Annotated in this window: 21 protein-coding genes and 1 tRNA gene; 4 read left to right on the top strand and 18 right to left on the bottom strand. The window is 60.7% G+C overall.

What is annotated here, in order from left to right; translation table 11 throughout:
• Nucleotides 1-74 precede the first annotated feature (74 nt).
• From OHL16_RS00780 to OHL16_RS00745, 8 genes are all read right to left on the bottom strand, one after another.
• Nucleotides 75-1,268: an acyltransferase family protein gene (locus OHL16_RS00780; RefSeq protein WP_263365173.1), complete on the bottom strand. Its 1,194-nt coding sequence runs from the start codon at nt 1,266-1,268 to the stop codon at nt 75-77.
• 122 nt (nt 1,269-1,390) lie between these two features.
• On the bottom strand, nt 1,391-2,095 hold the full coding sequence (gene pyrH, locus OHL16_RS00775) for a UMP kinase (RefSeq protein WP_263365172.1): 705 nt from the start codon (nt 2,093-2,095) through the stop codon (nt 1,391-1,393).
• 116 nt (nt 2,096-2,211) lie between these two features.
• Nucleotides 2,212-2,874: a translation elongation factor Ts gene (locus OHL16_RS00770; RefSeq protein ID WP_263365171.1), complete on the bottom strand. Its 663-nt coding sequence runs from the start codon at nt 2,872-2,874 to the stop codon at nt 2,212-2,214.
• 139 nt (nt 2,875-3,013) lie between these two features.
• Nucleotides 3,014-3,931, bottom strand: coding sequence for a 30S ribosomal protein S2 (gene rpsB, locus OHL16_RS00765; protein ID WP_263365170.1), 918 nt, complete (start codon nt 3,929-3,931; stop codon nt 3,014-3,016).
• 185 nt (nt 3,932-4,116) lie between these two features.
• A complete protein-coding gene (gene rpsI / locus OHL16_RS00760; protein WP_263365169.1) occupies nt 4,117-4,512 on the bottom strand; it encodes a 30S ribosomal protein S9 in 396 nt (131 codons plus the stop codon).
• Nucleotides 4,513-4,607: 95 nt separating this feature from the next.
• The gene (gene rplM, locus OHL16_RS00755; protein ID WP_263365168.1) at nt 4,608-5,042 is read right to left on the bottom strand and encodes a 50S ribosomal protein L13; all 435 of its coding nucleotides are present in this window, start codon (nt 5,040-5,042) and stop codon (nt 4,608-4,610) included.
• 797 nt (nt 5,043-5,839) lie between these two features.
• Nucleotides 5,840-8,422, bottom strand: coding sequence for an ABC transporter permease (locus OHL16_RS00750; protein ID WP_263365167.1), 2,583 nt, complete (start codon nt 8,420-8,422; stop codon nt 5,840-5,842).
• An 11-nt stretch (nt 8,423-8,433) separates the two neighbouring features.
• Nucleotides 8,434-9,156, bottom strand: coding sequence for an ABC transporter ATP-binding protein (locus OHL16_RS00745; RefSeq protein WP_263366198.1), 723 nt, complete (start codon nt 9,154-9,156; stop codon nt 8,434-8,436).
• Between the two features lie 115 nt (nt 9,157-9,271).
• Here OHL16_RS00745 and OHL16_RS00740 point away from each other — a divergent pair, with 115 nt between their 5' ends.
• A complete protein-coding gene (locus OHL16_RS00740) occupies nt 9,272-9,958 on the top strand; it encodes an arylesterase (protein WP_263365166.1) in 687 nt (228 codons plus the stop codon).
• 1 nt (nt 9,959) lies between these two features.
• Here the strand turns inward: OHL16_RS00740 and OHL16_RS00735 are convergent, their stop codons facing one another.
• Nucleotides 9,960-10,094, bottom strand: a complete 135-nt coding sequence (locus tag OHL16_RS00735) for a hypothetical protein (protein WP_263365165.1) — start codon at nt 10,092-10,094, stop codon at nt 9,960-9,962.
• Nucleotides 10,095-10,325: 231 nt separating this feature from the next.
• On the opposite strand from OHL16_RS00735, the gene OHL16_RS00730 reads away from it, so the two are divergent.
• Nucleotides 10,326-10,532: a hypothetical protein gene (locus OHL16_RS00730; protein WP_263365164.1), complete on the top strand. Its 207-nt coding sequence runs from the start codon at nt 10,326-10,328 to the stop codon at nt 10,530-10,532.
• A gap of 97 nt (nt 10,533-10,629) precedes the next feature.
• Entirely contained in the window at nt 10,630-12,219 is a 1,590-nt protein-coding gene (locus OHL16_RS00725; RefSeq protein WP_263365163.1) for a ribulokinase, read from the top strand.
• 62 nt (nt 12,220-12,281) lie between these two features.
• Here the strand turns inward: OHL16_RS00725 and OHL16_RS00720 are convergent.
• The 9 genes from OHL16_RS00720 to meaB all read right to left on the bottom strand — a co-directional run bounded on the left by OHL16_RS00720 (nt 12,282) and on the right by meaB (nt 18,871).
• Nucleotides 12,282-12,368: transfer RNA gene (locus tag OHL16_RS00720), tRNA-Leu, on the bottom strand.
• 130 nt (nt 12,369-12,498) lie between these two features.
• Nucleotides 12,499-13,425: a fructokinase gene (gene mak / locus OHL16_RS00715; RefSeq protein ID WP_263365162.1), complete on the bottom strand. Its 927-nt coding sequence runs from the start codon at nt 13,423-13,425 to the stop codon at nt 12,499-12,501.
• Nucleotides 13,426-13,504: 79 nt separating this feature from the next.
• Nucleotides 13,505-14,560, bottom strand: a complete 1,056-nt coding sequence (locus tag OHL16_RS00710; protein WP_263365161.1) for an Asd/ArgC dimerization domain-containing protein — start codon at nt 14,558-14,560, stop codon at nt 13,505-13,507.
• 52 nt (nt 14,561-14,612) lie between these two features.
• On the bottom strand, nt 14,613-15,476 hold the full coding sequence (pssA, locus tag OHL16_RS00705; protein ID WP_263365160.1) for a CDP-diacylglycerol--serine O-phosphatidyltransferase: 864 nt from the start codon (nt 15,474-15,476) through the stop codon (nt 14,613-14,615).
• A complete protein-coding gene (locus OHL16_RS00700; protein ID WP_263365159.1) occupies nt 15,476-16,135 on the bottom strand; it encodes a phosphatidylserine decarboxylase in 660 nt (219 codons plus the stop codon). The genes pssA and OHL16_RS00700 overlap by 1 nt, the downstream gene beginning before the upstream one ends.
• Before the next feature lie 86 nt (nt 16,136-16,221).
• A complete protein-coding gene (locus OHL16_RS00695; protein WP_263365158.1) occupies nt 16,222-16,440 on the bottom strand; it encodes a DUF465 domain-containing protein in 219 nt (72 codons plus the stop codon).
• Nucleotides 16,441-16,536: 96 nt separating this feature from the next.
• Nucleotides 16,537-17,007: a GNAT family N-acetyltransferase gene (locus OHL16_RS00690; protein WP_263365157.1), complete on the bottom strand. Its 471-nt coding sequence runs from the start codon at nt 17,005-17,007 to the stop codon at nt 16,537-16,539.
• On the bottom strand, nt 17,004-17,669 hold the full coding sequence (gene tsaB, locus OHL16_RS00685; protein WP_263365156.1) for a tRNA (adenosine(37)-N6)-threonylcarbamoyltransferase complex dimerization subunit type 1 TsaB: 666 nt from the start codon (nt 17,667-17,669) through the stop codon (nt 17,004-17,006). The genes OHL16_RS00690 and tsaB overlap by 4 nt, the downstream gene beginning before the upstream one ends.
• On the bottom strand, nt 17,666-18,871 hold the full coding sequence (gene meaB / locus OHL16_RS00680) for a methylmalonyl Co-A mutase-associated GTPase MeaB (protein WP_263365155.1): 1,206 nt from the start codon (nt 18,869-18,871) through the stop codon (nt 17,666-17,668). Before meaB ends, tsaB begins: the two co-directional genes overlap by 4 nt.
• Nucleotides 18,872-19,006: 135 nt before the next feature.
• On the opposite strand from meaB, the gene OHL16_RS00675 reads away from it, so the two are divergent.
• Nucleotides 19,007-20,446, top strand: coding sequence for an alpha-L-fucosidase (locus OHL16_RS00675; RefSeq protein ID WP_263365154.1), 1,440 nt, complete (start codon nt 19,007-19,009; stop codon nt 20,444-20,446).
• Nucleotides 20,447-20,662: the final 216 nt, after the last annotated feature.

The raw sequence follows: 20,662 nt of genomic DNA, 5'->3' as shown, positions 1-20,662 counted from the left end.
TGCACATTCGGATTGCAATCCCACACTCATCCTACATGGCTTACATCGGCTGGCAGGAAGCCATTTCAGAATTGCTAAGCAGCCTTGGCCGGAACAGCGCGTGACGATGCAGGCCTGAACCTGCTCAACAGTGCCGCGCGCGCGGGATTTTCTACAAACTTGTACACCACCAGCGACAGAGCCAGCAGCGCTGCATACGAGATCCACGGATCCAGCCACGCCACATGCAGCCGCTCCGGAAGGTGGTAGATGTGGATCAGCTGGAACACGTTGAAGTGCAGAAGATACAGGCAGTAGCTGCTCTCCCCCACCAGCAGCAGCGGCTTCCACGAAAAGACCGAGGCAAGCGGGTGCTTCGCGCTGAGCCCGAAGATAAGAAGGGCAAACAAGGGCATCAACAGGCCGCCATGTTTGATCATGTAGGGAACATGAGGCGCCGCAAACGCAAAGAAGACTCCCAGCGCGACCAGCGCCGCCGCGGCAATCGCCATCCGCTGCCGATCGCTCATCTTTACCGTGACATGCAGCCGCGCAAGCGTCACGCCCCCCAGGAACACTGCGGCGTACGGCAGCGGTGTGTACTTCAGGAAACGGATCAGCGTCGTCGACGTATACCGCGTCACCGGCCCAGCCAGGTGGTCAGGATTCGTCAGCAGGTACAGCATCGCGGGCAGCATATCCACGACCCATAACCCCAGCAACAGGAGCACCAGGCGGCTCGGCGTCTTCGGCCACCGCACCCGGATCAGCCACGGAAACACCGCATAGAACGCTAACTCGCACGAAAGCGTCCACGCCACCGTATTCCAGAACGTCGCTAGCGACGGACTCACCCCCTGCAGCAGCAGCGGCGTCAGAATCAGCCCCGCCCAGAACTCTCCATGCGGCCGCGCCTGCCACTCGATCTGAAGCATCTTCAGCGAGATCACGAGCACCAGCAGATAAACCGGATAAAGTCGCGAAAACCTCGCCAGCCAGAAGTCCCGCTTCACCAGCGAAGCTCCCCGGTCCGCATAGTTGTACGTCAACACAAAGCCCGAGATCAGAAAGAAGACGTTGACGAAGATGTACCCGTTCTCCACCATCGGCCGCAGAGGCCCCAGATACGGCGGCGTGAAGTGGAACAGAACGATGTTGAAGGCCAGCAGCGTTCGGATCCCCGTCAGCGCCGGCAATTGCATTTTACGAGCCGGCCGCGAAGCCGTTTGCGGATCTGACGGCGGAGTCGTCCCACCGGGAGGAGCGGGTTCAAGAATTCCTGTATACACGCTTACAAATTCCTGCAGATTAGATGCCGCCAGCGGCTCTTCTATCCAACCCGGCTTCAGAAAGATTGTTGGGCGCAGGGGCTGAAAATCTTCAACCAGCTCCCCCAAGGCAAGGCCCGGTGCTAAGCGGTCACCAGCGACCCCAGCTTCTCCCCACTGACAACACGAACGATATTGCCCTGCTCGCGCATGCTGAAGACCATCATTGGCATATTGTTATCGCGACATAGCGAAACCGCCGTCGTATCCATCACACCCAGGTTCAACCGGAGAATGTCGTTGTACGTGATCTGCGGAAACCGTGTCGCCGTAGAATCCTTCTTCGGGTCGGCCGAGTAGATGCCGTCCACCGAAGTCGCCTTCAACAGAATGTCCGCCTTGATCTCCATCGCCCGCAGAGCAGCCGCCGTGTCGGTCGAGAAAAACGGGTTCCCTGTACCTGCGGCAAACACCACAATGCGGCCCTTCTCAAGGTGCCGGATCGCGCGCCGGCGAATATAAGGCTCGCTCACCTCGTGCATCTCGATGGCCGACATCACGCGGCAGTGTAACCCGCGCTTCTCGATCGCGTCCTGCAGGGCGATTCCATTGATCACCGTCGAAAGCATTCCCATGTGATCGGCCGCAACGCGGTCCATATCAATGGCCTGCTGCGCGACGCCGCGAAAGAAGTTGCCGCCGCCAACGACGATGCCGACCTCGCACCCGAGAGCATGAACGCCTGCAATCTCTTCGGCGACTTTGTGAATAAAAATTGCGTCAATGCCAAAACCGCGACCCGCGGCCAGGGCTTCTCCGGAGATCTTGAGAAGGATTCTCTTGTACATGTCAGATTCAAGTATCGCACGCTGGCGGTGTATGACAGAGAGCTAAGGTGAAATGACAAAAGCCCGGGCTGCCCCGGGCTTCTATCTGATTCTGACTAGCGGAGTCGAAAGCTGGCCTACGCCTGGGCTTCCTCTGCGGCGCTCTGCGCGGTAGTAGCGACGGTCCAGTTAGGATCGCCCACCTTGAAGCGCGCAAACCTGCGCACGCTGATGTTCTCGCCGAGCTTGGCGATCTTGGCCGCGATAATCTGCGAGATCGTGTGCGTCTGCTCCTTGATGAACGGCTGCTCGAGAAGGCAGACCTCCTCGTAGAACTTGCTCATCTTGCCCTCCACGATCTTCTCGACGAACTCCGGCTTCTTGCCAGTAGCTAAAGCTTGGGCCCGGTAGATGTCCTTCTCCCTGGCCAGATCGGCCTCCGTCACGTCCTCCTTGCGGACGTAGCGCGGGTCGGTCGCAGCAATGTGCATCGCGATGTCGCGCAGCAGCTCCTGGAAGTCCGTCGTGCGGGCCACGAAGTCCGACTCGCAGTTCAGCTCCAGCAGCACGCCGATCTTGCCGCCCGCGTGGATGTACGTTCCCACCGAGCCCTCGTTGGTCGAGCGCGAGGCCTTCTTGGCGGCCGACGCCATGCCGCGCTTGCGCAGAACGACAAATGCCTCTTCCATGTCGCCCTTCGCCTCCTGCAGCGCCTTCAGGCAGTCGCCCATCGGTGCGCCCGACTTTTCGCGGAGCTCCTTCACGAGTTTTGCATCAATCTTTACAGCGGTCTCAGACATTCCAGTTCCCTTCTATTGTGAGAGCGTGATTCAGTCAAAGGGGGCGCGGGCTCTCAGCTCGCGCCCCCTGAAGAATTCCAGATGGCGGTTACGGGACGGCAAAAAATCACCGCACCCCTAACACAACCGCGCGGCGAAGCTAGGCTCCGGTATCGGCGACGGCGCTCTCCGGCTCGTCAGCAGCCGCAGCAGCCGGTGCCTTGCGAATGTTGCCGCCCAGTACAGCTTCCAGGTCGACGCTGTCGTCTTCATCTTCATCGGCGATGCTGGCAGACGAGTGAATCTCAGGTAGTTCGCCCGCCTCACCCACGTGCTCAGGACCAACCTCGGTCGGAACGACGTCGGAGACCTCCGAAGCGAATGCACGCTCAGAGACCATCTGCACGCCCTCGGCAGCCGAGTCTGCGATCTTCGTCGTGAACAGCCGGATCGCGCGCAGAGCGTCGTCGTTGCCCGGGATCACGTAATCGACCACCGTAGGATCGCAGTTCGTATCGACCACAGCCACGACCGGAATGCCCAGCTTGCGGGCCTCCGACACCGCGATCGCCTCGTTGTTCGAGTCGATCACGAAGATCGCGTCCGGCAGCCGCTTCATGCTCTTGATACCGGCGAGATTCGTCGAAAGGTGCTTGCGCTCGCGCTCGAGCTTGATCACTTCCTTCTTCGTCAGCAACTCATACCGGCCGTCGGTCGACATATCGTCGAGTTCCTGCAGGCGCTTCACTGACTTCTGCACCGTAACCCAGTTCGTCAGCAGACCGCCCAGCCAGCGGCTGTTGATGTACGGCATACCCGCGCGGTTTGCCTCTTCGGCAACCGCATCCTGCGCCTGGCGCTTCGTGCCCACAAACAGGATCAGCTTGCCCGAAGCCGTCAGGTCGGTCACAAACTTCGACGCTTCCTTGAACATCTTCAGCGTCTTCTGCAGGTCAATAATGTAAATTCCATTGCGCTCGCCGAAGATGTACTCCTTCATCTTGGGGTTCCAGCGCTTCGTCTGATGCCCGAAGTGAACGCCAGCTTCGAGCAGCTCTTTCATCGTAATGTTTGCCAAAATCGATCTCCTTGGTTAAGGCAGCGGCACAACACGCCGTGCCCGGATTTATCCCTCGTAAGGGAGATTGGACTCCTTGCCCCACGCGAGGCCCCCGCATGAGGGTGTTGCGAGCGGACACCGGATCAAGGCCCGATCCGGTGCCCGCCAAAGCTGTGCTGCGGCAACCGCCAGCACTCGAGCGACTAGCGCTTCGAGAACTGGAAGCGGGCGCGGGCGCCCTTCTGGCCGTACTTCTTGCGCTCCTTGGCGCGCGAATCGCGGGTCACCAGACCCTCCGTCTTCAGCGCCTTGCGCAGTTCGGGGTTGAACTCCATCAGCGCACGGGCGATGCCGAGCTTGACAGCGTCCGCCTGCCCCATCACGCCGCCGCCACGAACCGTGGTGACAACGTCAAAGGTCTCGCCGATGTCGTTGATGCCGAGCGAACGCTTCGCCGCCGCGCGCTGCTGCGCGGTCACAAAGTAAACGTCGACGTCCTTCTTGTTGACGGTGAATTTGCCGCTGCCGGGGCGCAGAAAAACGCGCGCAATCGAAGACTTGCGGCGGCCGGTTCCGTAGTACTGGACGAGATCTGCCATGATGCTCCTTCAAACCTTTCACTGAGGCCGGGGACGATGCCCTCTCTCTGCCTCACGTTGTTGCCGCGGTTCTCTTCCGCGGCGTGTCCCGAAAACTAAGCGCGAACTTCCATCGGCTCCGGCTTCTGCGCCTGGTGCGGATGCTGGCTGCCCTTGTAGACCTTCAGCTTGGTAGCCATCTGGCGGCCAAGCTTCGACTTCGGAAGCATGCCCTTCACTGCCTGCTCGACGATCGCCTCGGGGCGGCGCTCAAGCAGCTTCACAAACGACTCTTCGCGCAGTCCGCCCGGAAAGCCGGTGTAACGGCGGTAGAGCTTCTGGTCGGCCTTCAGGCCGGTCAGCACAATCTTCTCCGCGTTGATGATCACAACGTGGTCGCCCGTATCGAGGTAAGGCGTGTACAGCGGGCTAAGCTTGCCGGAAAGAACATTGGCGGCGTGCGTCGCAAGCCGGCCCAGCGTCTTGCCGCTGGCGTCAAGCACAAACCACTTGCGCTGAATCTCTTTGCCGCTAGGAATCTTCGTGGACATCGTCGGTTTACTCCCTGATTCTGCCGTCTTCATTGTTCGGCATACTGCTGAAGAATGGGTGAAGCTGATTTTGTGTTGCCTGGCAATACTAAAAAAACTAAAACCTGCTTCCATGCGAATCAGAGCGCACGAACGAGAGAAACTCCCGAACGCGGAAAACTCTCTCCCGCCTGGAGTTGCGCACAGAGCCTGGCTTGGCGCCTGAGGAGTGGGTGCTTTTGGGGCAAGTCGATCCTGCCCCGGGTGGATCCACCACGATGTCTCGTCTACCTGCTCGCCCTTGCCGGAGTACACCCACACGGACGTGAAGACGCGAGACTGCGCGAGATTTAAGCATAGCGGAGACCTCACAAAGCGTCAACGAATGGTTTTATACCGCCTGTGCACTCTCACTTCGCGTCCTTCGCGTTTACCTTTGCGTACTCTGCGTTCGCTGTTGCCTTTCTTTGGTTGTCATTCCGCAGCGAAGCGGAGGAATCTGCTTTGCCCGCCTGTCAAGTCCCCACAAGGCGGCTAAGAACCAGCCTCAAACTATCAAACCAAACAAAAATAACCACTTCCAAGCCAAAAATAAACCCGAATCGAGTGGCAGAACAGTTCCCCTCAATTCACTAAAATAGAACCAGCATCCAAATAATGCCCGGGACAACCTCCCGGGCATTCTCTTGCGAATAACTCATTTATTTTGAATATTTTGACCAACAACCCCTTACGAATGAATATTTTACAGGCAAGCAACTAGCTAACACAATGATTCAGAACACTTTACCTCCACAAGGGGGGGGAGGGGGGTACCCCTACTCTTCTCGTAGAACCTCCAGCGGCTTCTGCCCCAGGATCCGATGGCTGGCCAGCCATCCCGTGACCACGGCCAGTCCTGCAGTGCCCAGCAACGCCACAGCCGTCCAGTCCCAGTGGAACGAGTACGCCACCGTCATCCGCTTCAACAGAACCTTGGCGATCAGGTTGGCGAACCCTACCCCAACGACACCCGCCACCAGACCCAGCACCGCAAACTCGATCGAGAACACCGTCACGATCCGCCGCCGCGTCGCGCCCAGCGTCTTCAGCACCACCACCTCACGGATGCGCCGGTAGCGAGTTCCCGCAATCGAGCTGGCAAGAATCACGATTCCGGCAAACACGCTGAACGCCGCCAGAAACTGAATCACGTATGTGATCTGGATCACCACCGAGCGTACCGTCTCCAGCGCCTGCGCCACGTTGATCACCGTCACCGTCGGGTAGGACTTGTACAGCGCCCGCTGCAGCTCGCCCACGCGGTTCGGATCGGCATGAACACCGCCGTACCAGACCACAGGCAGCCCTTTGAGCGGTGCCGGAGGCATCACAAATTCGGCGCGTGCGTAAGTATGCTGCCCATCGGCCTTCGTCAGCGCGGCGACGGTCGCCACAATCTGCGAGTCCTGCGCCGCGAAGGTGATCTTCGACCCCACCTTCACGCCCAGACGCTCAGCCACCCGCTGCGCAACGGCAACCTCAGGCTGCTGCTCACCGTGCGGCCACCATTTGCCGGCCACAATCTTCGTGCCCTCGGGCAAGTCGTCAAACCACGTCACCGAGATCGACTGCAGCATCCGTCTCGGAAAGTTCTTGAGCGTCGCCTTGCTAGCCGGAACCCCATCGATCGCGACAATGCGCGACGAGACGACTGGCAACAGCTCCGGCTTGGCCGTCACGCTCGGCTCTGCGGCAAGCAGCTTGCGCAGCCCACCGACTTCGTCGCTCGTAATGTCGATCAGAAAGACGTTCGGCAGATTCGGCGCGCTCGAGATATGCAGCTCGCGCACCACCGCCTGCTGCACCAGGTACACCGTCGTAATCTGCATCACGCCCATTCCCAGCGCCGCCAGCAGCGCCGCCGAGGGATTGCCCGGCCGGTACAGATTCGCCAGTCCATGCCGCACCGCCGAGGGCAGCCTCAGCCGTGTGCGCGTCAGCAGCCACCGCAGCCCAGCCAGAACCGCGGCGCAGGCCGCCAGCAGGACAGCCAGCACCGCAACCAGCCCAAGCGAGAAAACCTTGCCCACCGTAGCCGAATCCGAGAGCGTCGTAGCAATCGCTGCCAGCCCAGCCAGAATCAGCACAAACGCGACCAACTGCGCCAGGTTCTTCCGCAGCTTGCGCAGCACCGCCGTCACAAACGGATCGTCGTTGTCCTCAACCGCCCGCCGCAGAATCAGGACCGGCCGCACGCCGCGAATATCAAGCAGCGGAGGCAGCGTAAACAGCAGCGTCGTCAGCACACCGACGCCCAACCCCGTTCCCACCGTGCGGACCTGCGGATGCAGCTCCGTCGGCACGTTGATGAACTTCGCCAGCAAATACGGAAACGTCAGTTGCACCGCGGCGCCCAGCGCAACTCCAAGCAGCCCGCCCAGCAGCCCAAGCAACAGCGTCTGCAACAGATAGATCTTGGTGATCTGTCCCGAGCGCGCGCCCAGCGACTTCATGATCGCAATCGTGTCCAGCCGCTGCTGTAGATGCGCGCGCATCGCCATCGCCACGCCGACCGCGCCCAGCACCAGCGCGACCAGGCTCATCAGCGACAACAGGCTTGTCGCACGGTCCAACCCTTCGGTCAGCGCGGGATTCGTCTCGCGGTAGTCGATCACCTGCGCTTCGGGCAGCAGCTTCTCCAACCGCTCCTTCAGCTTCGCCACCGCGTCATCCGAGATCGACTGTCCATTCGCCGGCTTCGGGACCCGGAACAGATACCGCTGTCCTGCGTGGCTTCCCGGAGCCAGTAGCTCGCTCTTCTCCAGCCCCTCGCGCGAGATCATCACCCTCGGTCCCGCGGCAAAGCTGCCCGAGAGTCGATCCGGCTCATCCACAACCACTGAAGCGATCCGGAAGACATGATTGCCAATCTTCAGCGAATCGCCAACCTTCAACTGCAATCGCACCAGCAGATCGTCCGCAACCGCAACCGAGTCCCCGCGCAGCGCATCCTGCAGCCTGCCTGCCGGAGCAAGCTTCACTTCGCCGTAGAACGGATACATCGACGGGTCGACGGCCTTCAACGAAACCAACAGCGGATCGAGCGTCTTCGGCGAGCTCGCCATCGACAGCATCTCCGTCACCGAAGTGATCTCGACGCCCTCAGCCTCAATCGCATCGAGCCCCTTCTGCTGCGCCGGCGTTGGCTGCTGAAACATTCGCGCCGAGAGGTCCGCCGCCATAATCGACCGCGCGCGGTTCATCAGCGCCGTCCGAAACGATGACGAAAACCCTCGCACGCCGGTCAGCGCAGCCACGCCGATCGCGACCGACAGAACGACGAACAGAAACTTGCCCCGCGACGAATGCATCTCGCGAAACGCGATCTTAGCTGCGGAGCGGTAGGAAAGCGATGCCATCGTTTCGAGCCTCAGTCCCGGCTAACAGAGAGCTCAGCCGCGTCTTCCTTCGCGCCAATCTCATCGGCGACGATCAATCCATCACGCAGCATAATGCGCCGGTCTGCATAACCCGCCAGTGCCGGGTCGTGCGTCACCAGCACCAGCGTCGTGCCTTCCTTGCGGTTCAGGTTCAGCAACAACTCGAGCACATGCGCTCCATTCGTCGTGTCCAGGTTGCCGGTTGGCTCGTCCGCCAGCACAATCGGCGGTCGAAACATGAACGCCCGAGCCAGCGCCACACGCTGCTGCTCACCGCCCGAGAGCTGCACCGGATAGTGATCGAACCGGTCCGCAAGGCCGACGTTCGTCAGCAGCTCGCGAGCCCGCGTGAGTCCCTCTCTACTGTCCGAGCTGTCATCGTTCAGTTCGTAGGGCAGCAGAACATTCTCCAGCGCCGTCAGCGTCGGAATCAGCTGATACGACTGAAACACAAACCCAACCGTCTTCCCGCGCACCTGCGCCAGCCGGTCCTCCGGCAGATAGGAGATCGAAGTGCCGTTCAACCTCACCTCGCCCGCGCTCGGCGTATCCAGCCCCGCGAGCAAGCCCAGCAGCGTCGACTTCCCGCTGCCCGACGATCCCATGATGGCAACAAACTGCCCGCGCGGAACGCTGAAGTCCAATCCCTTGAGGATATCCACGGTGCGCGCGCCGTTCCTGATCGACTTGCGCAGACCCTCGACCGCAATCATCGCCACAGCCGTCTCTGCCGTCCCATTCACCATCACGCCTCTTCGATGTGCATCCTGCTTTGGTAGATTCGTATTTATGTGGCGCTTTGGAGCTGTCCTTATAGTAGCGGGTGTTTTGACTCTGACGGGATGCCGAGCCGACCGCGCTACGCAGCAGTCCTCATCAATCGACTCCAGCCCGACCACGGCCACGGCAGCTCCGGCAGCGCCCTCTCCTCAGCCGATAGACGAAGCAGACAGCGCGAAAGACCCGCGCCCCGTGATCGTCTGCTTCGGCGACAGCCTCACCGCAGGCTACGGAACTGAAGCTGGACAGAGCTATCCCGACTACCTCCAAGCCGACCTCGACAAGCTCGGCTATCGCTACCGGGTCGTCAACGCAGGCATCAGCGGCAACACCACCAAGGACGGCCTCGAGCGCGTCGGCTCTATCCTCGCCATGAAGCCTGCCGTCATCGTCGTCGAATTCGGCGGCAATGACGGCCTGCGTGGCCTGCGCATCGAGGACTCGCGCGCCAACCTCGACAAGATCGTCGGCACGCTCAAAGCCAGCGGCGCGAGAATTGTGCTCGCCGGCATCACACTGCCTCCCGACTACGGACAGGACTACATCCACCAGTTCAACGAGACCTACACGATGCTGGCGACGAAGTATCAGACTCCGATGCTTCCCTTCCTCCTCCAGGGAGTCTTCGGCGTCGACGGCATGATGCAGCGGGACCAGACCCACGCCACTGCCGCCGGCAACCAGATCGTCGCCAGGAACGTGCTGACGCTGGTTACGCCACTGCTCAAGAAGTGACTCAAGGCTGTGCCTGCTGGATGAACTCCAGCAGGTCATGGGTAACCCTTCCTGCTGCTCCCAATACGCGCACCAACCCTTGCACTGCCGTCGCATAGGGGCCATCACGATAGTCACCTTCGAGAAACAATGTCATTGAATTGGGATTCAGATGGAATATCGGGCTGTACCGCCAACCGGCACATAGGAGAAAAGCCCGTTTGCTGGATACGAATATAGTGCTCTACACCACACTCGCGTCCTAAAATAGCGTCCAGCTAACTGTTTCTCACGCCCGGCGTCAGGACAATTGACGGCGTGCTGCGATCAGACAAAGGCTCCCGGGAGGACTGAATCCTTATTCCTCCCAGCGCAAGGACGGTGCGAGATGAGGAGTGCACTTCGGGTTGTACTGACGATTCTGATGTACGCCGGTGTTGCCATCTTTCTCATTCCCTACGTCAGGGGTCGAATCACCTCAGGCATCCTCTTCATGATCCTCGGAGCAGGACTGGCCGTAAGCTGCGGTCTGCTGCGCTGCTATCTCACTGAAGGAGACTGCGGACGACTTCCCCAGGGCGGACGCGACTGGTAATCTGCGACTCCAAAATTCTTTCGAAGTTCACTACTCCTATTCGCTCGAATAGAATGCGATCTGGAAATCGAATCAGAAAATCGCAAGGAGTCTTTTAGTGAGCATTGTTGCCGGGGTTGACTTTGGAACACTCAGCGTTCGTATCTCTATCTTTGACAAGGGACGTGGCAAGTTAGGTTCAGCAACCGCCGACTATCCTCTGCATCGCTCGGCCAGCGATCCCAACCTCGCAACCCAAAGCCACGAAGACCAGATGGCTGCCCTCGTCCGCGCCATGCGCGAAGCCCTGCAAGTTAGCGGCGTTGACGGCAAAGACGTTGCCTCCATCGCGCTCGATACCACCGGATCGAGCGTCATCATCGTCGGCGAAGGCCTCGTTCCCCTTGGCGACTACTACCTCTGGTGCGACCATCGCGCTCAAGGAGAAGCAGCCGAGATCACCCGAGCCGCTCGTGCCTATCGCAACGGTCAGGGATTTGAAGGCATCGACTGGTGCGGCGGCGTCTACTCCTCCGAGTGGGGGTGGTCGAAGCTCCTCCATTGGCTCCGCAACAATCCGCAGAGCCGCGGCCAGTTCGTTACCGCGCTTGAACACTGCGACATGGTCGCTGCGGCACTTTGCGGAATCACAGACCCGAATGCCCTCCCGCGGAGCATCTGCGCGATGGGCCACAAATGGATGTGGAACGAGCGCTGGGGCGGACTGCCGCCCGAGGACTTTCTTGTCGGCATCGATCCCCTGCTCGCTGGCGTTCGCGAAAAGATCGCTGGCCGCTATCAGACCTCAGACAAATTAGCTGGCCATCTCTGCGAAGAGTGGGCTGCCAGGCTCGGCCTGCGCGCAGGCATCCCGATCCCCACAGGCGCCTTTGACGCCCATTGGGACGCCGTTGGCGCGAACATCCGCCTCGGAGATGTGGTCAACGTCATCGGCACCTCAACCTGCATCATCGGCATAAGCGTGCAGGAGCAGCTTGTCCCCGGCGTCTGTGGCGTTGTCCCCGGCTCCGTCGATCCAGGACGGGTCGGAATTGAAGCCGGACTCTCAGCCGTAGGCGACATCTTCGGCGCCATCGCCACGCGCGCCGGATCGACAGTGCGCGAGATGTCAGAGGCCACGGCACACTACAAGGCGGGTCAGACCGGACTGCTGCGCCTCACCTGGGACAATGGCGACCGCACCGTCCTCGTCAACCCAGCGCTGGGCGGAGTGACCTTCGGATGGAACCTGCTCCACACTGCAGCCGACGAGTTCTTCGCTGCCATCGAAGGCACCGCGCTTCATACGCGCATCATCCTCGAACGCATGCAAGAACACGGCGCTCCCATCAGCCGCGTCATCAACGGCGGAGGGATCCCCAAGCGCAGCGCCACCCTCAATCAGGTCTACGCGAACGCGCTGAATAAGCCCGTCCTCGTTCCCGATGGCGACATTACCAGCCTCGGCTCCGTAATCTTCGCCTTCCTCGCAGCTGGAGACTTCTGCAGCATCGAGCAAGCACAGGACGCGCTCTGCCCGCCCTTAAAGACCTTTGAGCCGCAACCCGAACAGGCCCGCCGCTACGACCGACTCTATTCGCTCTTCAGCGACGCCTACTTTGCGCTCGGAACCCCTGACGCACCCGCAACCGCTCTTGGCAGGCTGCTCCCAGAGCTGCGCGCCATCCAGCAGGAGTCTCTGAACTGACCCTTGCGGCTTCACTACGCAGCCGTTCTCTTGGCGAACGGCTGAGCCACTAAGTCTCAGTTTGGTGCCGGGAGGGGGGGTCGAACCCCCACGGGCCGAAGCCCGGCGGATTTTGAGTCCGCTGCGTCTGCCAGTTCCGCCATCCCGGCGAGAGAAACTTGCACAGAAGACGGTCTTTCGGACCACTCCGCCGCAAGCGACGCTGCAAGTTACAGCCAAGCTCTCAGCCTGAACCTGAATCAGTATCGCACACTCACCGATTCATATTGCGCTCGATTTCTAAGCGGGCCAGAGCCACGCCGCGCCACGCACTCCGCTTGAGTCGCCATACTTGGCTTGAAGGATCGGCGTGTCCGCCTCACCTCCGAAGACATAGGCCGCCAGCTTCTCCGGTACCGCTTCATAGATGTGCTTCACCTTCGAGAGCCCGCCTCCCAATACAAACACGTCAGGGTCAAGCACGTTGATCAGGTGGGCCAGCCCGCGTGCAAGCCTATCCTCAAAGCGCGAGACCGTCGCGGTGGCGTCGGTATCTCCAGCCTCAAAATCCACCAGGATTTCCTTCGCCGTCTTCGCTCTTCCGGTCACTTGCTTGTAGTCGAAGGCCACGCCTGTGCCCGAGACCCACATCTCCATGCATCCGCGCTTGCCGCAGTAACACACAGGCCCCGGATACTCCTCCGGCCGCTGCCACGGCAATGGATTATGCCCCCACTCGCCGCCCACACCATTGCGTCCATCGTGAACGCGCCCGTGGATCGCGACGCCGCCACCGCATCCTGTCCCCAGAATCACTCCAAACACAACATGCTTGCCTGCAGCTGCGCCATCGGTCGCCTCAGAGACCGCTAGGCAGTTTGCATCATTGGCGACGCGGACCTCGCGACCCAGCGCAGCCGAAAGGTCCTTATCGAGCGGCCGCCCGTTCAACCAGGTCGAGTTCGCATTCTTAACCAGCCCTGTGATGTGCGAGATTGTTCCTGGAATTCCAGCGCCCACCGTGCCGACCCTGCCGGTCTCTGCCTCCAGCCGGCGCACCAGCCCAGCCATTGCGTCCACCGTTGCCTTGTAATCGTTGCGTGGCGTGTCGATACGGTGTCGTACCAGCTCTGTTCCAGTGTGATCGATGGCCAATGCCTCGATCTTCGTTCCTCCAAGATCGATCCCGATGCGCATCTCGGGACTCCTCGCGTCGCTCTCTGTCACTCACGCTCTCCTGTAAGAGATGTACTGTTCACTTCAACCAACGGCGAACCAGCACCGCATATCAATAAAAATTGCGTTACTACTGAACCTTGCCCTGCGGCCGCAGCCTGCGCAGTTCGCTTGCGCACGCAACTGCGTTCAACGCCGCGAGCTTCAGATTGTCCGACGCAAGCCAGAGCCAGAAGCGCGTCGACCGCCCTTCACCACCTGAGTCGCTCCTGACGCGAACCATAATGTCTTCCTGTCCTGCCGCGCTCAGATTGCTCGGCGGCTCCGACTCGCCCGCCACCACATCGACATGCTCACCCGCGAGCGCCTCTTCTACCTCTGCGACGCTCGCCGGCCCACCCAGCTCTACAAACGCCGAGATTACATAGCCGTGGAAGACAGGGGCCTGCACCATCTGCAACGCCAACCGCGGCAGCTCTCTTCCCAACAGCACTGAGTACTGCTCGCGAACACGCTCCTCAGTCGCGCCAAACTGGATCTTCGCCTCCTCACCCAGCGCTGGCAACAGGTTAAACGCTGCCTGCGCATCGAATTGTTCACGCGGCAGGCTCTGGAACGAGAGCAGATTTACCGTCTGCTGATGCAGCTCATCCATGGCGACGCGGCCATGTTCCGACGCCGGCTCCATCACCGTGGCGGCGACGATCGTTGGCATCAGTCGCATCTTCAGCTTCGTTGCGACTAGTGCCAGCATCACTGAGGCAGGATGCGCCGTAACCACCGCCGTAGTCTTCAGGTCGGGCTCGAGGCCCACCTGCTGCCCCCGCCCTGCATCCACCTCGGCGATCCACGGAGCACGTATCAGAACATCCTTCTCTCGCTCCAGCGCATAGGTCAGGTCGATGATGCTGGCTCCCGCGCGCCGTGCCTGCTGCCAGTGCTTCCGTGTCGTCTCAGGGCTGCCGGCAAAGAAGACAAAATCCATTCGTCTAAACGACGAGTCGTCGATGGCCTGAATCACCGCCGCCTCATCGCCCGCTGAAGTCACTTGCCCTGCGACCTCTTCATCATCGAGCAGCACGAACTCAGAACCTGCCAGCACAGACTCACTCAACTCATCGCTCAACTCCTTGCCCACCAGCGACGAGGCTCCGACGATGCCGATCCGATACATTCTCTCTGTCATCTCCGCCTGCAATTTTCGTTCCCGGAAAAATTCCGCTGCGTGACCCTGTTCTTCAGTTCCTCTGGCCCGCCCCGGCGTGGCGCCGCTCCCATCTCCACGAGTACGCCAGCCGCGCCGCCACGCCGGAGACCAGATATCCCATCGCAATAATGATCAGCATGTACTCGGAATAAAGAGCGATCAGAGCGCCAAAAAAGACAAGTACCGCGAGCAACTGAAATGGATGTCTGCTCCCCAGACTCAGTTCCTTTCCGCTCCAGAACCGCCAGGTGCTGACCATCAGGAAACCCGCAAAGAGAATCAACCCCAGCCAAAGCACCGCCATCCGCGGGTCCGAGATCGTCGATCCGTTCTCAAAGTGCACTACCGAGGCAATCACTCCGGCACCCGCCGGAATCGGCATTCCAACAAAATACTTCTTTCCCGGCCGGCCCGGATTGCGCGGTTGAGGATCGACGCTGATATTAAACCTCGCCAACCGGCTCGCGCCGCAGATCAGAAAGATGAAGCAGACAAAGACCCCGAGGTGCACAATTCTCTCGCGCAACAAAGGATGGTCCAGCACCGGCAGCATCCGAAAGCCCCAGATATAGGCAAGCAGGCTCGGCGCGACGCCGAATGTAATCACATCGGCAAGCGAATCCAGCTCTTTGCCGAAGTCGCTCGCCGTGTTCGTCATCCTCGCAATCATCCCGTCGAACCCGTCGAAGACAACAGCAAAGCCGATCGCCAGCGCGGCCCGGTCATAGTGACCGAAGTCCGCCACCGATCCCTGAATGCTCTGCGTGATCGCGTAGTACCCGGCGGCGATATTTCCCACCGTAAACAGCGACGGCAGAACATACATTCCACGACGAGGCCTGCGCCGCACCCTTCCGTCGCTCCCCTGCACTACCTCCGGCGCCTCGTCCGCCATCAGGCCACCACTGCCGTCGTCGAGAGGTGTTCCTGCGTCATCGACTCAGGAAGCTCAGCAAGCACCGTCGAGCCGCCGTGGACACGGGTCCCTGCCTTTACCTTCAGGTTGGCTTCGGCCGGGAGCAGCACATCCACGCGCGAACCAAACTTGATCAACCCGATTCTCTGCCCGCGCTCCACCCGGTCTCCCGCCCTGAGGTTGCAGACGATGCGCCGCGCCAGCAGGCCGGCGATCAGCTTCAGGCTCACGTCGTATCCACCAGCGTCAATCACAATCAGCGTCTGCTCGTTGCTCAGCACCGACTCCGGCTTGATTGCGTTCATAAACTGGCCCTTGCGAAACTCGACCAATTTGACCGTCCCGCTTACCGGCGAACGATTAACATGCACGTCGAACACACTGAGAAAGATGCTCAGCCGCAGCCTGCTGCCGCTCGTTGTCTCGATCCACTCGGCCTCTGTCACCATTCCGTCCGCAGGAGAGACAATCTTGCCTGAACCTGCCGGAATCTTTCGCGATGGGTCGCGAAAGAACCAGAGAAAAAAAGCTGCCAGCACCAGAGGAACAGCCATCAGAACATGCGAGTGCGTCACCACATAAAGAACTACGGAGACGACCCCCAGCCCTAACGCATAGAAATATCCATCACGAACCATAAGTGACTCGATTATACGGCCATAGACACGACCGCCCTCTGCACTGTGATGGAGGCATCCTTTACCGCAACACGATGTCCACGGAGCTACGCTGCACCTTGCCGGCGGAGCCTCTCCATCTCGTCCTTGATGCTCAGTTTCAACTTCTTCAACCTCACCTCTTCCATCTGTTCAAATTCGGTCAGATAGGTCTTGGCGCGCAAAGTCTCCAGCCTGCGTTCATACAGGCTGTGTTCCAGCGTGAGTTGATAGAGGGAGGGTAAGGAAGAGGTCTGCGGCAGCTCAAGCGGCTTGGCAGTCTGCATGAAGAAGTACCTCCAAATCAGACGACATCTCACCAACGGTTAGTCACCGTAGCACACCACTCGCATAGCTTGCAAAGCTGCAAAAATCCACAGGCTTCAAAAGCGAATGCGCATAAGCACGGCGTCGTCGTCCGGATCACGGTAATACCTTCTCCGAACACCCTCATCGACGAATCCAATATCCGCATAAAGCGCTCTTGCACCTGCACTTGCCGAGCGCACCTCCAGCTCCACCGCTGCGGCCCCCTGGCCGCGGCACCAGTCAATCACCGCCCGGCACAGTTTTTTCCCCAGCCCCGCCCGCCTGGCATCCGGCCGCACCACAACGCTCTCAAGCTCACCCAATTCCGACGCCACAACCTTCCCCACGGCAAACCCCACCACCCCTTTCGCTGCCTCTGCGACCAGCAGACACCGCCTCAATCCACTGCTCTCTCCAGCGCCATGCACCATCGCCTCGTACTCTGCTTTGGACCAGTGCGGAGCCTCCGCGACATCCTGCTCCAGCAGGACGATGCTCACTACGTCCTCCGCACCTGCCGGCCGAATCAAGACTCCGGCGCTCACGACGCCACGCTCTTCGGCTTCGCGAAGATCTGTGCGTCCGTCCGCCGCAGATAGTTCGCATCCAGTGTCGCCACATCGTCAAACTCCGCAGCCGCAACACGCTCAAGTGCTAACGCCAGAGCATCTTCCGCCGCAGGCTCCTTCACGACCATCGGCTTCAGTTCCGCCAGAGCATTCGCAACCGTCGCTTCGCAGACCACTATGCTTCCGCCCACCGACGCGTTGCCCACCTCTACTTTCTCCATCAGTTCCTCTCGCACGCGGCGATGCCCCTCATACTCCCCGATGTAAAACTCACCGCGCCCGGCGTCCAGCACCGCGTTCACTCGGACATCGCTCTCGCCCGTCAGCCCGGCCAATACCGCCAGTCGCGAAACCGCGATCACTGGGACGCCGCCTGCCTCGCTCAAACCCTTCGCCGCGCTCAGTCCCACACGCACACCCGTAAACGACCCCGGCCCGTGCACGACCGCAATTGCCGTCAGGTCGCTCAGTCTCCAACCATTCGCCTCCAACAAACGCCGTACCGTCGGCATCAGCCGCTCGGAAGAGCTTCTCCCCGGAAGCCGCTCGCTCGCAATGATTGCCGGCTCTCGCCCCGTCTCCGCAAGTGCGACGCTTCCCTCACTCCCGCACGTATCCATCAACAGCAGCCGCATCATGCTCCAACCTCGCGCGCATCTCCTACAATCTCCAGCAGCACGCCGCCCGTGCTCGCCGGATGCACGAAGAAGTACCTGTGCCCACCTGCGCCCACACGCACCGCATCGCTCGCCAGCCGAACTCCCTGCGCCTTCAGCCGTTCAAACATTGCATCGATCCCCTCCGCGTGCACGGCGATGTGATGCAAGCCTTCTCCGCGCTTCGCCAGAAACCTCCCAATCACCGACTCCTCTTCGGTCGGCTCCAGCAGCTCGATCCTGCTCTCTCCCAGCGGAAGCATCGCAGTCTTCACCTTCTCATGCTCTACCGTCTCCTCATGCGCCACCACCATTCCCAGCGCCTCGTAGAACCCCTTCGACGCGGAAATGCTCTTCACCGCAACACCCAGGTGATCCAGCCGCAGCCCTCCATTTCGCCACCGCAACTGTGCCGGCTCATGATGACCGCGTGTCTCAGCCGCGCAGCGTTGCACTGCATCCATCAACTCCCCAACACCCTCGCCTACCGTCGCCACCGTCCGCACCACCGGAGGCACCCAACCCGTCCGCGCCGCACCAAGCGACTGCATCGCAAGAATCTCCGCCTCCACCCGCTCTGCGCCTTCGCGATCGCTCTTGTTCACCACAAAGATATCGGCGACCTCCATAACTCCGGCTTTCAGGCTCTGCACCTCGTCGCCCATTCCGGGCATCAGCACAAGCACAGTCGCGTCGGCCAGGCTGATCACATCCACCTCATCCTGCCCCACACCAACTGTCTCAATCAAGATCACATCGCGGCCTGCCGCCTCCATCACGACACACACATCCTCCGCGGCCTCTGCCACTCCACCCATCGCTCCACGCGAAGCCATGCTGCGGATGTACACGCCGCCATCACCCTCAAACCCCTGCATTCGGATACGATCGCCCAGTAGCGCCCCGCCCGTATAAGGACTCGAAGGGTCCACCGCCAGCACCCCAACCTCTTTCTCCTCAGCGCGCAGCCTCCGGGCCATCTGGTCCACCAGCGTGCTCTTCCCTGCGCCCGGCGGCCCCGTCACACCTACCCGCAGCGCCCTCTTCGCTTCCTTCCTGCAGGCAGATACCAGCTCAGCCGCTCCTGCAGCCCGGTCCTCTACTACCGACACCGCCCGGGCCAGCGCCCGCACATCTCCTGAACGCAGCCTCCCCAGTATCCGCTCTAGCTCCGAACCGTCCATCCTCTCCCCGTTGCCCACCCCAGCGATGATACCCGCTCTCTCCCGCCTCTCTCGGTGCTAAAAATCATTCTTCGCCGGTAAATTCATACTTTCACCTATAATTCTGTTGCCGTCATTTCAACGCAAGGAACCTCCGTGAACCTTCTCCGCCGCAGCCTCACCGCAACGCTTCTCTTCGCCGCGCCTTTCGCCCACGCGCATCTCGATGGCAGCAAACCCGACGCAACGCCCATCACACATCCCGTACTCGCCATCCAGGAGACCGAGTCGTCCGCCCAGCGCGACGCTCGCATGGAGTGGTGGCGCGAAGCCCGCTTCGGCATGTTCATCCACTGGGGTCTCTACTCCATCCCCGCCGGCACCTGGAACGGCCAGCGCACCACACACATCGGCGAGTGGATCATGAACGACCTCTCCATTCCCGTCGCCGACTACAAGGCCCTAGCCCCGCAGTTCAATCCCACCGGCTTCAGCGCCCATGACATCGTCGCGCTCGCGAAATCCGCCGGCATGAAGTACATCGTCATCACCGCCAAGCACCACGACGGCTTCGCGATGTACGACTCTAAGGTCGATCCCTTCAATATCGTCGCCGCCACCCCCTTCAAGCGCGACCCCCTCCGCGAACTTGCCGAAGAGTGCCGCAAGCAGGGGGTGAAGCTCGGCTTCTACTACTCGCAGGCGCAGGACTGGACCGCACCCGGGGGAGCCGCAGCCGTTACCGGCAATCACGATCCCAAGACCGGACACTGGGACAAGGCCCAGGAGGGCAGCTTCGACGACTACCTCCGCAACAAGGCCATTCCTCAGATGGAAGAGCTCCTCGACAACTACAAGGAATACCCCGTCGTCGTCTGGTTCGATACCCCCAAAGAGATGACGCCTGAGCGCGCCGCGGAGGTCGTCAAAGTCCTCAACCGGCACCCCAACCTCATCTGGAACAATCGTCTCGGCGGAACCTACGAGGGCGACACCGAGACCCCCGAGCAATACATTCCTGCACAAGGCTTCCCCGGCCGCGACTGGGAATCCTGCATGACCATCAACGACACTTGGGGCTTCAAGTCCTACGACACCAACTTCAAGTCCACCGAGACCCTCCTGCGCAACCTCATCGACATCGCCAGCAAGGGCGGCAACTACCTCCTGAACATCGGCCCCGACTCTCACGGCATCGTCCCCGCTCCCGAGGCAGAACGGCTCCAACAAATGGGTCAGTGGCTCAAAGTCAACGGCGAGGCAATCTACGGCACCTCAGCCACCATCTTCGACACTCCCACCGGAACCTTCAGCGCCACCGAGAAGGGCCACAATGGCCAACCGAAGTTTATTCCCACTTGGAACTGGCGCTCGACCACCACGCCAACCAGGGTCTACGTCGAGATCCTCACCTGGCCCAAAGGCAGCTTCCACGTAGACAAGATGCCCCGCAAGGTCACCAGCGCCTATCTGCTGGCCGACCCTGCCCACAAGCCGCTCAAGGTCACGCAGAACGGAGACAGCCTCGACGTCCAGCTACCCTCCAGGGCGCTCGACCCCATCGCAACAGTGCTCGTCCTCAACACCAGCAAGTAGCATCCATCAACCTCGGCACCCCTGGCTTCCCAGCAAGCGATGAAGCCAAGGTGCATTCGTCATTCCTCCGCATCGGAACAGCGACAGAAGCAACCGGGGTGCGGATATTCTTCCGCACCCCGGCGCTCCTTTCGGATCCTACAGTGGCCAACCACTTGCCCATAGACTATTACCACGCTTGACACGAATAGCCCAGCAACGACTATCCTCATCCAC

This window comes from Edaphobacter bradus (assembly GCF_025685645.1).
GTDB classification, from domain to species: domain Bacteria; phylum Acidobacteriota; class Terriglobia; order Terriglobales; family Acidobacteriaceae; genus Edaphobacter; species Edaphobacter bradus.
This window is presented reverse-complemented; position numbering and strand designations above follow the sequence as displayed.

What these genes read in the sequence shown, in the direction of transcription:
- pyrH (WP_263365172.1), bottom strand. Translation starts at nt 2,095, where the DNA reads ATGTACAAGAGAATCCTTCTCAAGATCTCCGGAGAAGCCCTGGCCGCG.
- OHL16_RS00770 (WP_263365171.1), bottom strand. Translation starts at nt 2,874, where the DNA reads ATGTCTGAGACCGCTGTAAAGATTGATGCAAAACTCGTGAAGGAGCTC.
- rpsI (WP_263365169.1), bottom strand. Translation starts at nt 4,512, where the DNA reads ATGGCAGATCTCGTCCAGTACTACGGAACCGGCCGCCGCAAGTCTTCG.
- rplM (WP_263365168.1), bottom strand. Translation starts at nt 5,042, where the DNA reads ATGTCCACGAAGATTCCTAGCGGCAAAGAGATTCAGCGCAAGTGGTTT.
- OHL16_RS00750 (WP_263365167.1), bottom strand. Translation starts at nt 8,422, where the DNA reads ATGGCATCGCTTTCCTACCGCTCCGCAGCTAAGATCGCGTTTCGCGAG.
- OHL16_RS00745 (WP_263366198.1), bottom strand. Translation starts at nt 9,156, where the DNA reads ATGATTGCGGTCGAGGGTCTGCGCAAGTCGATCAGGAACGGCGCGCGC.
- OHL16_RS00735 (WP_263365165.1), bottom strand. Translation starts at nt 10,094, where the DNA reads ATGACATTGTTTCTCGAAGGTGACTATCGTGATGGCCCCTATGCGACG.
- OHL16_RS00730 (WP_263365164.1), top strand. Translation starts at nt 10,326, where the DNA reads ATGAGGAGTGCACTTCGGGTTGTACTGACGATTCTGATGTACGCCGGT.
- OHL16_RS00710 (WP_263365161.1), bottom strand. Translation starts at nt 14,560, where the DNA reads ATGACAGAGAGAATGTATCGGATCGGCATCGTCGGAGCCTCGTCGCTG.
- pssA (WP_263365160.1), bottom strand. Translation starts at nt 15,476, where the DNA reads ATGGCGGACGAGGCGCCGGAGGTAGTGCAGGGGAGCGACGGAAGGGTG.
- OHL16_RS00700 (WP_263365159.1), bottom strand. Translation starts at nt 16,135, where the DNA reads ATGGTTCGTGATGGATATTTCTATGCGTTAGGGCTGGGGGTCGTCTCC.
- OHL16_RS00695 (WP_263365158.1), bottom strand. Translation starts at nt 16,440, where the DNA reads ATGCAGACTGCCAAGCCGCTTGAGCTGCCGCAGACCTCTTCCTTACCC.
- tsaB (WP_263365156.1), bottom strand. Translation starts at nt 17,669, where the DNA reads ATGATGCGGCTGCTGTTGATGGATACGTGCGGGAGTGAGGGAAGCGTC.
- meaB (WP_263365155.1), bottom strand. Translation starts at nt 18,871, where the DNA reads ATGGACGGTTCGGAGCTAGAGCGGATACTGGGGAGGCTGCGTTCAGGA.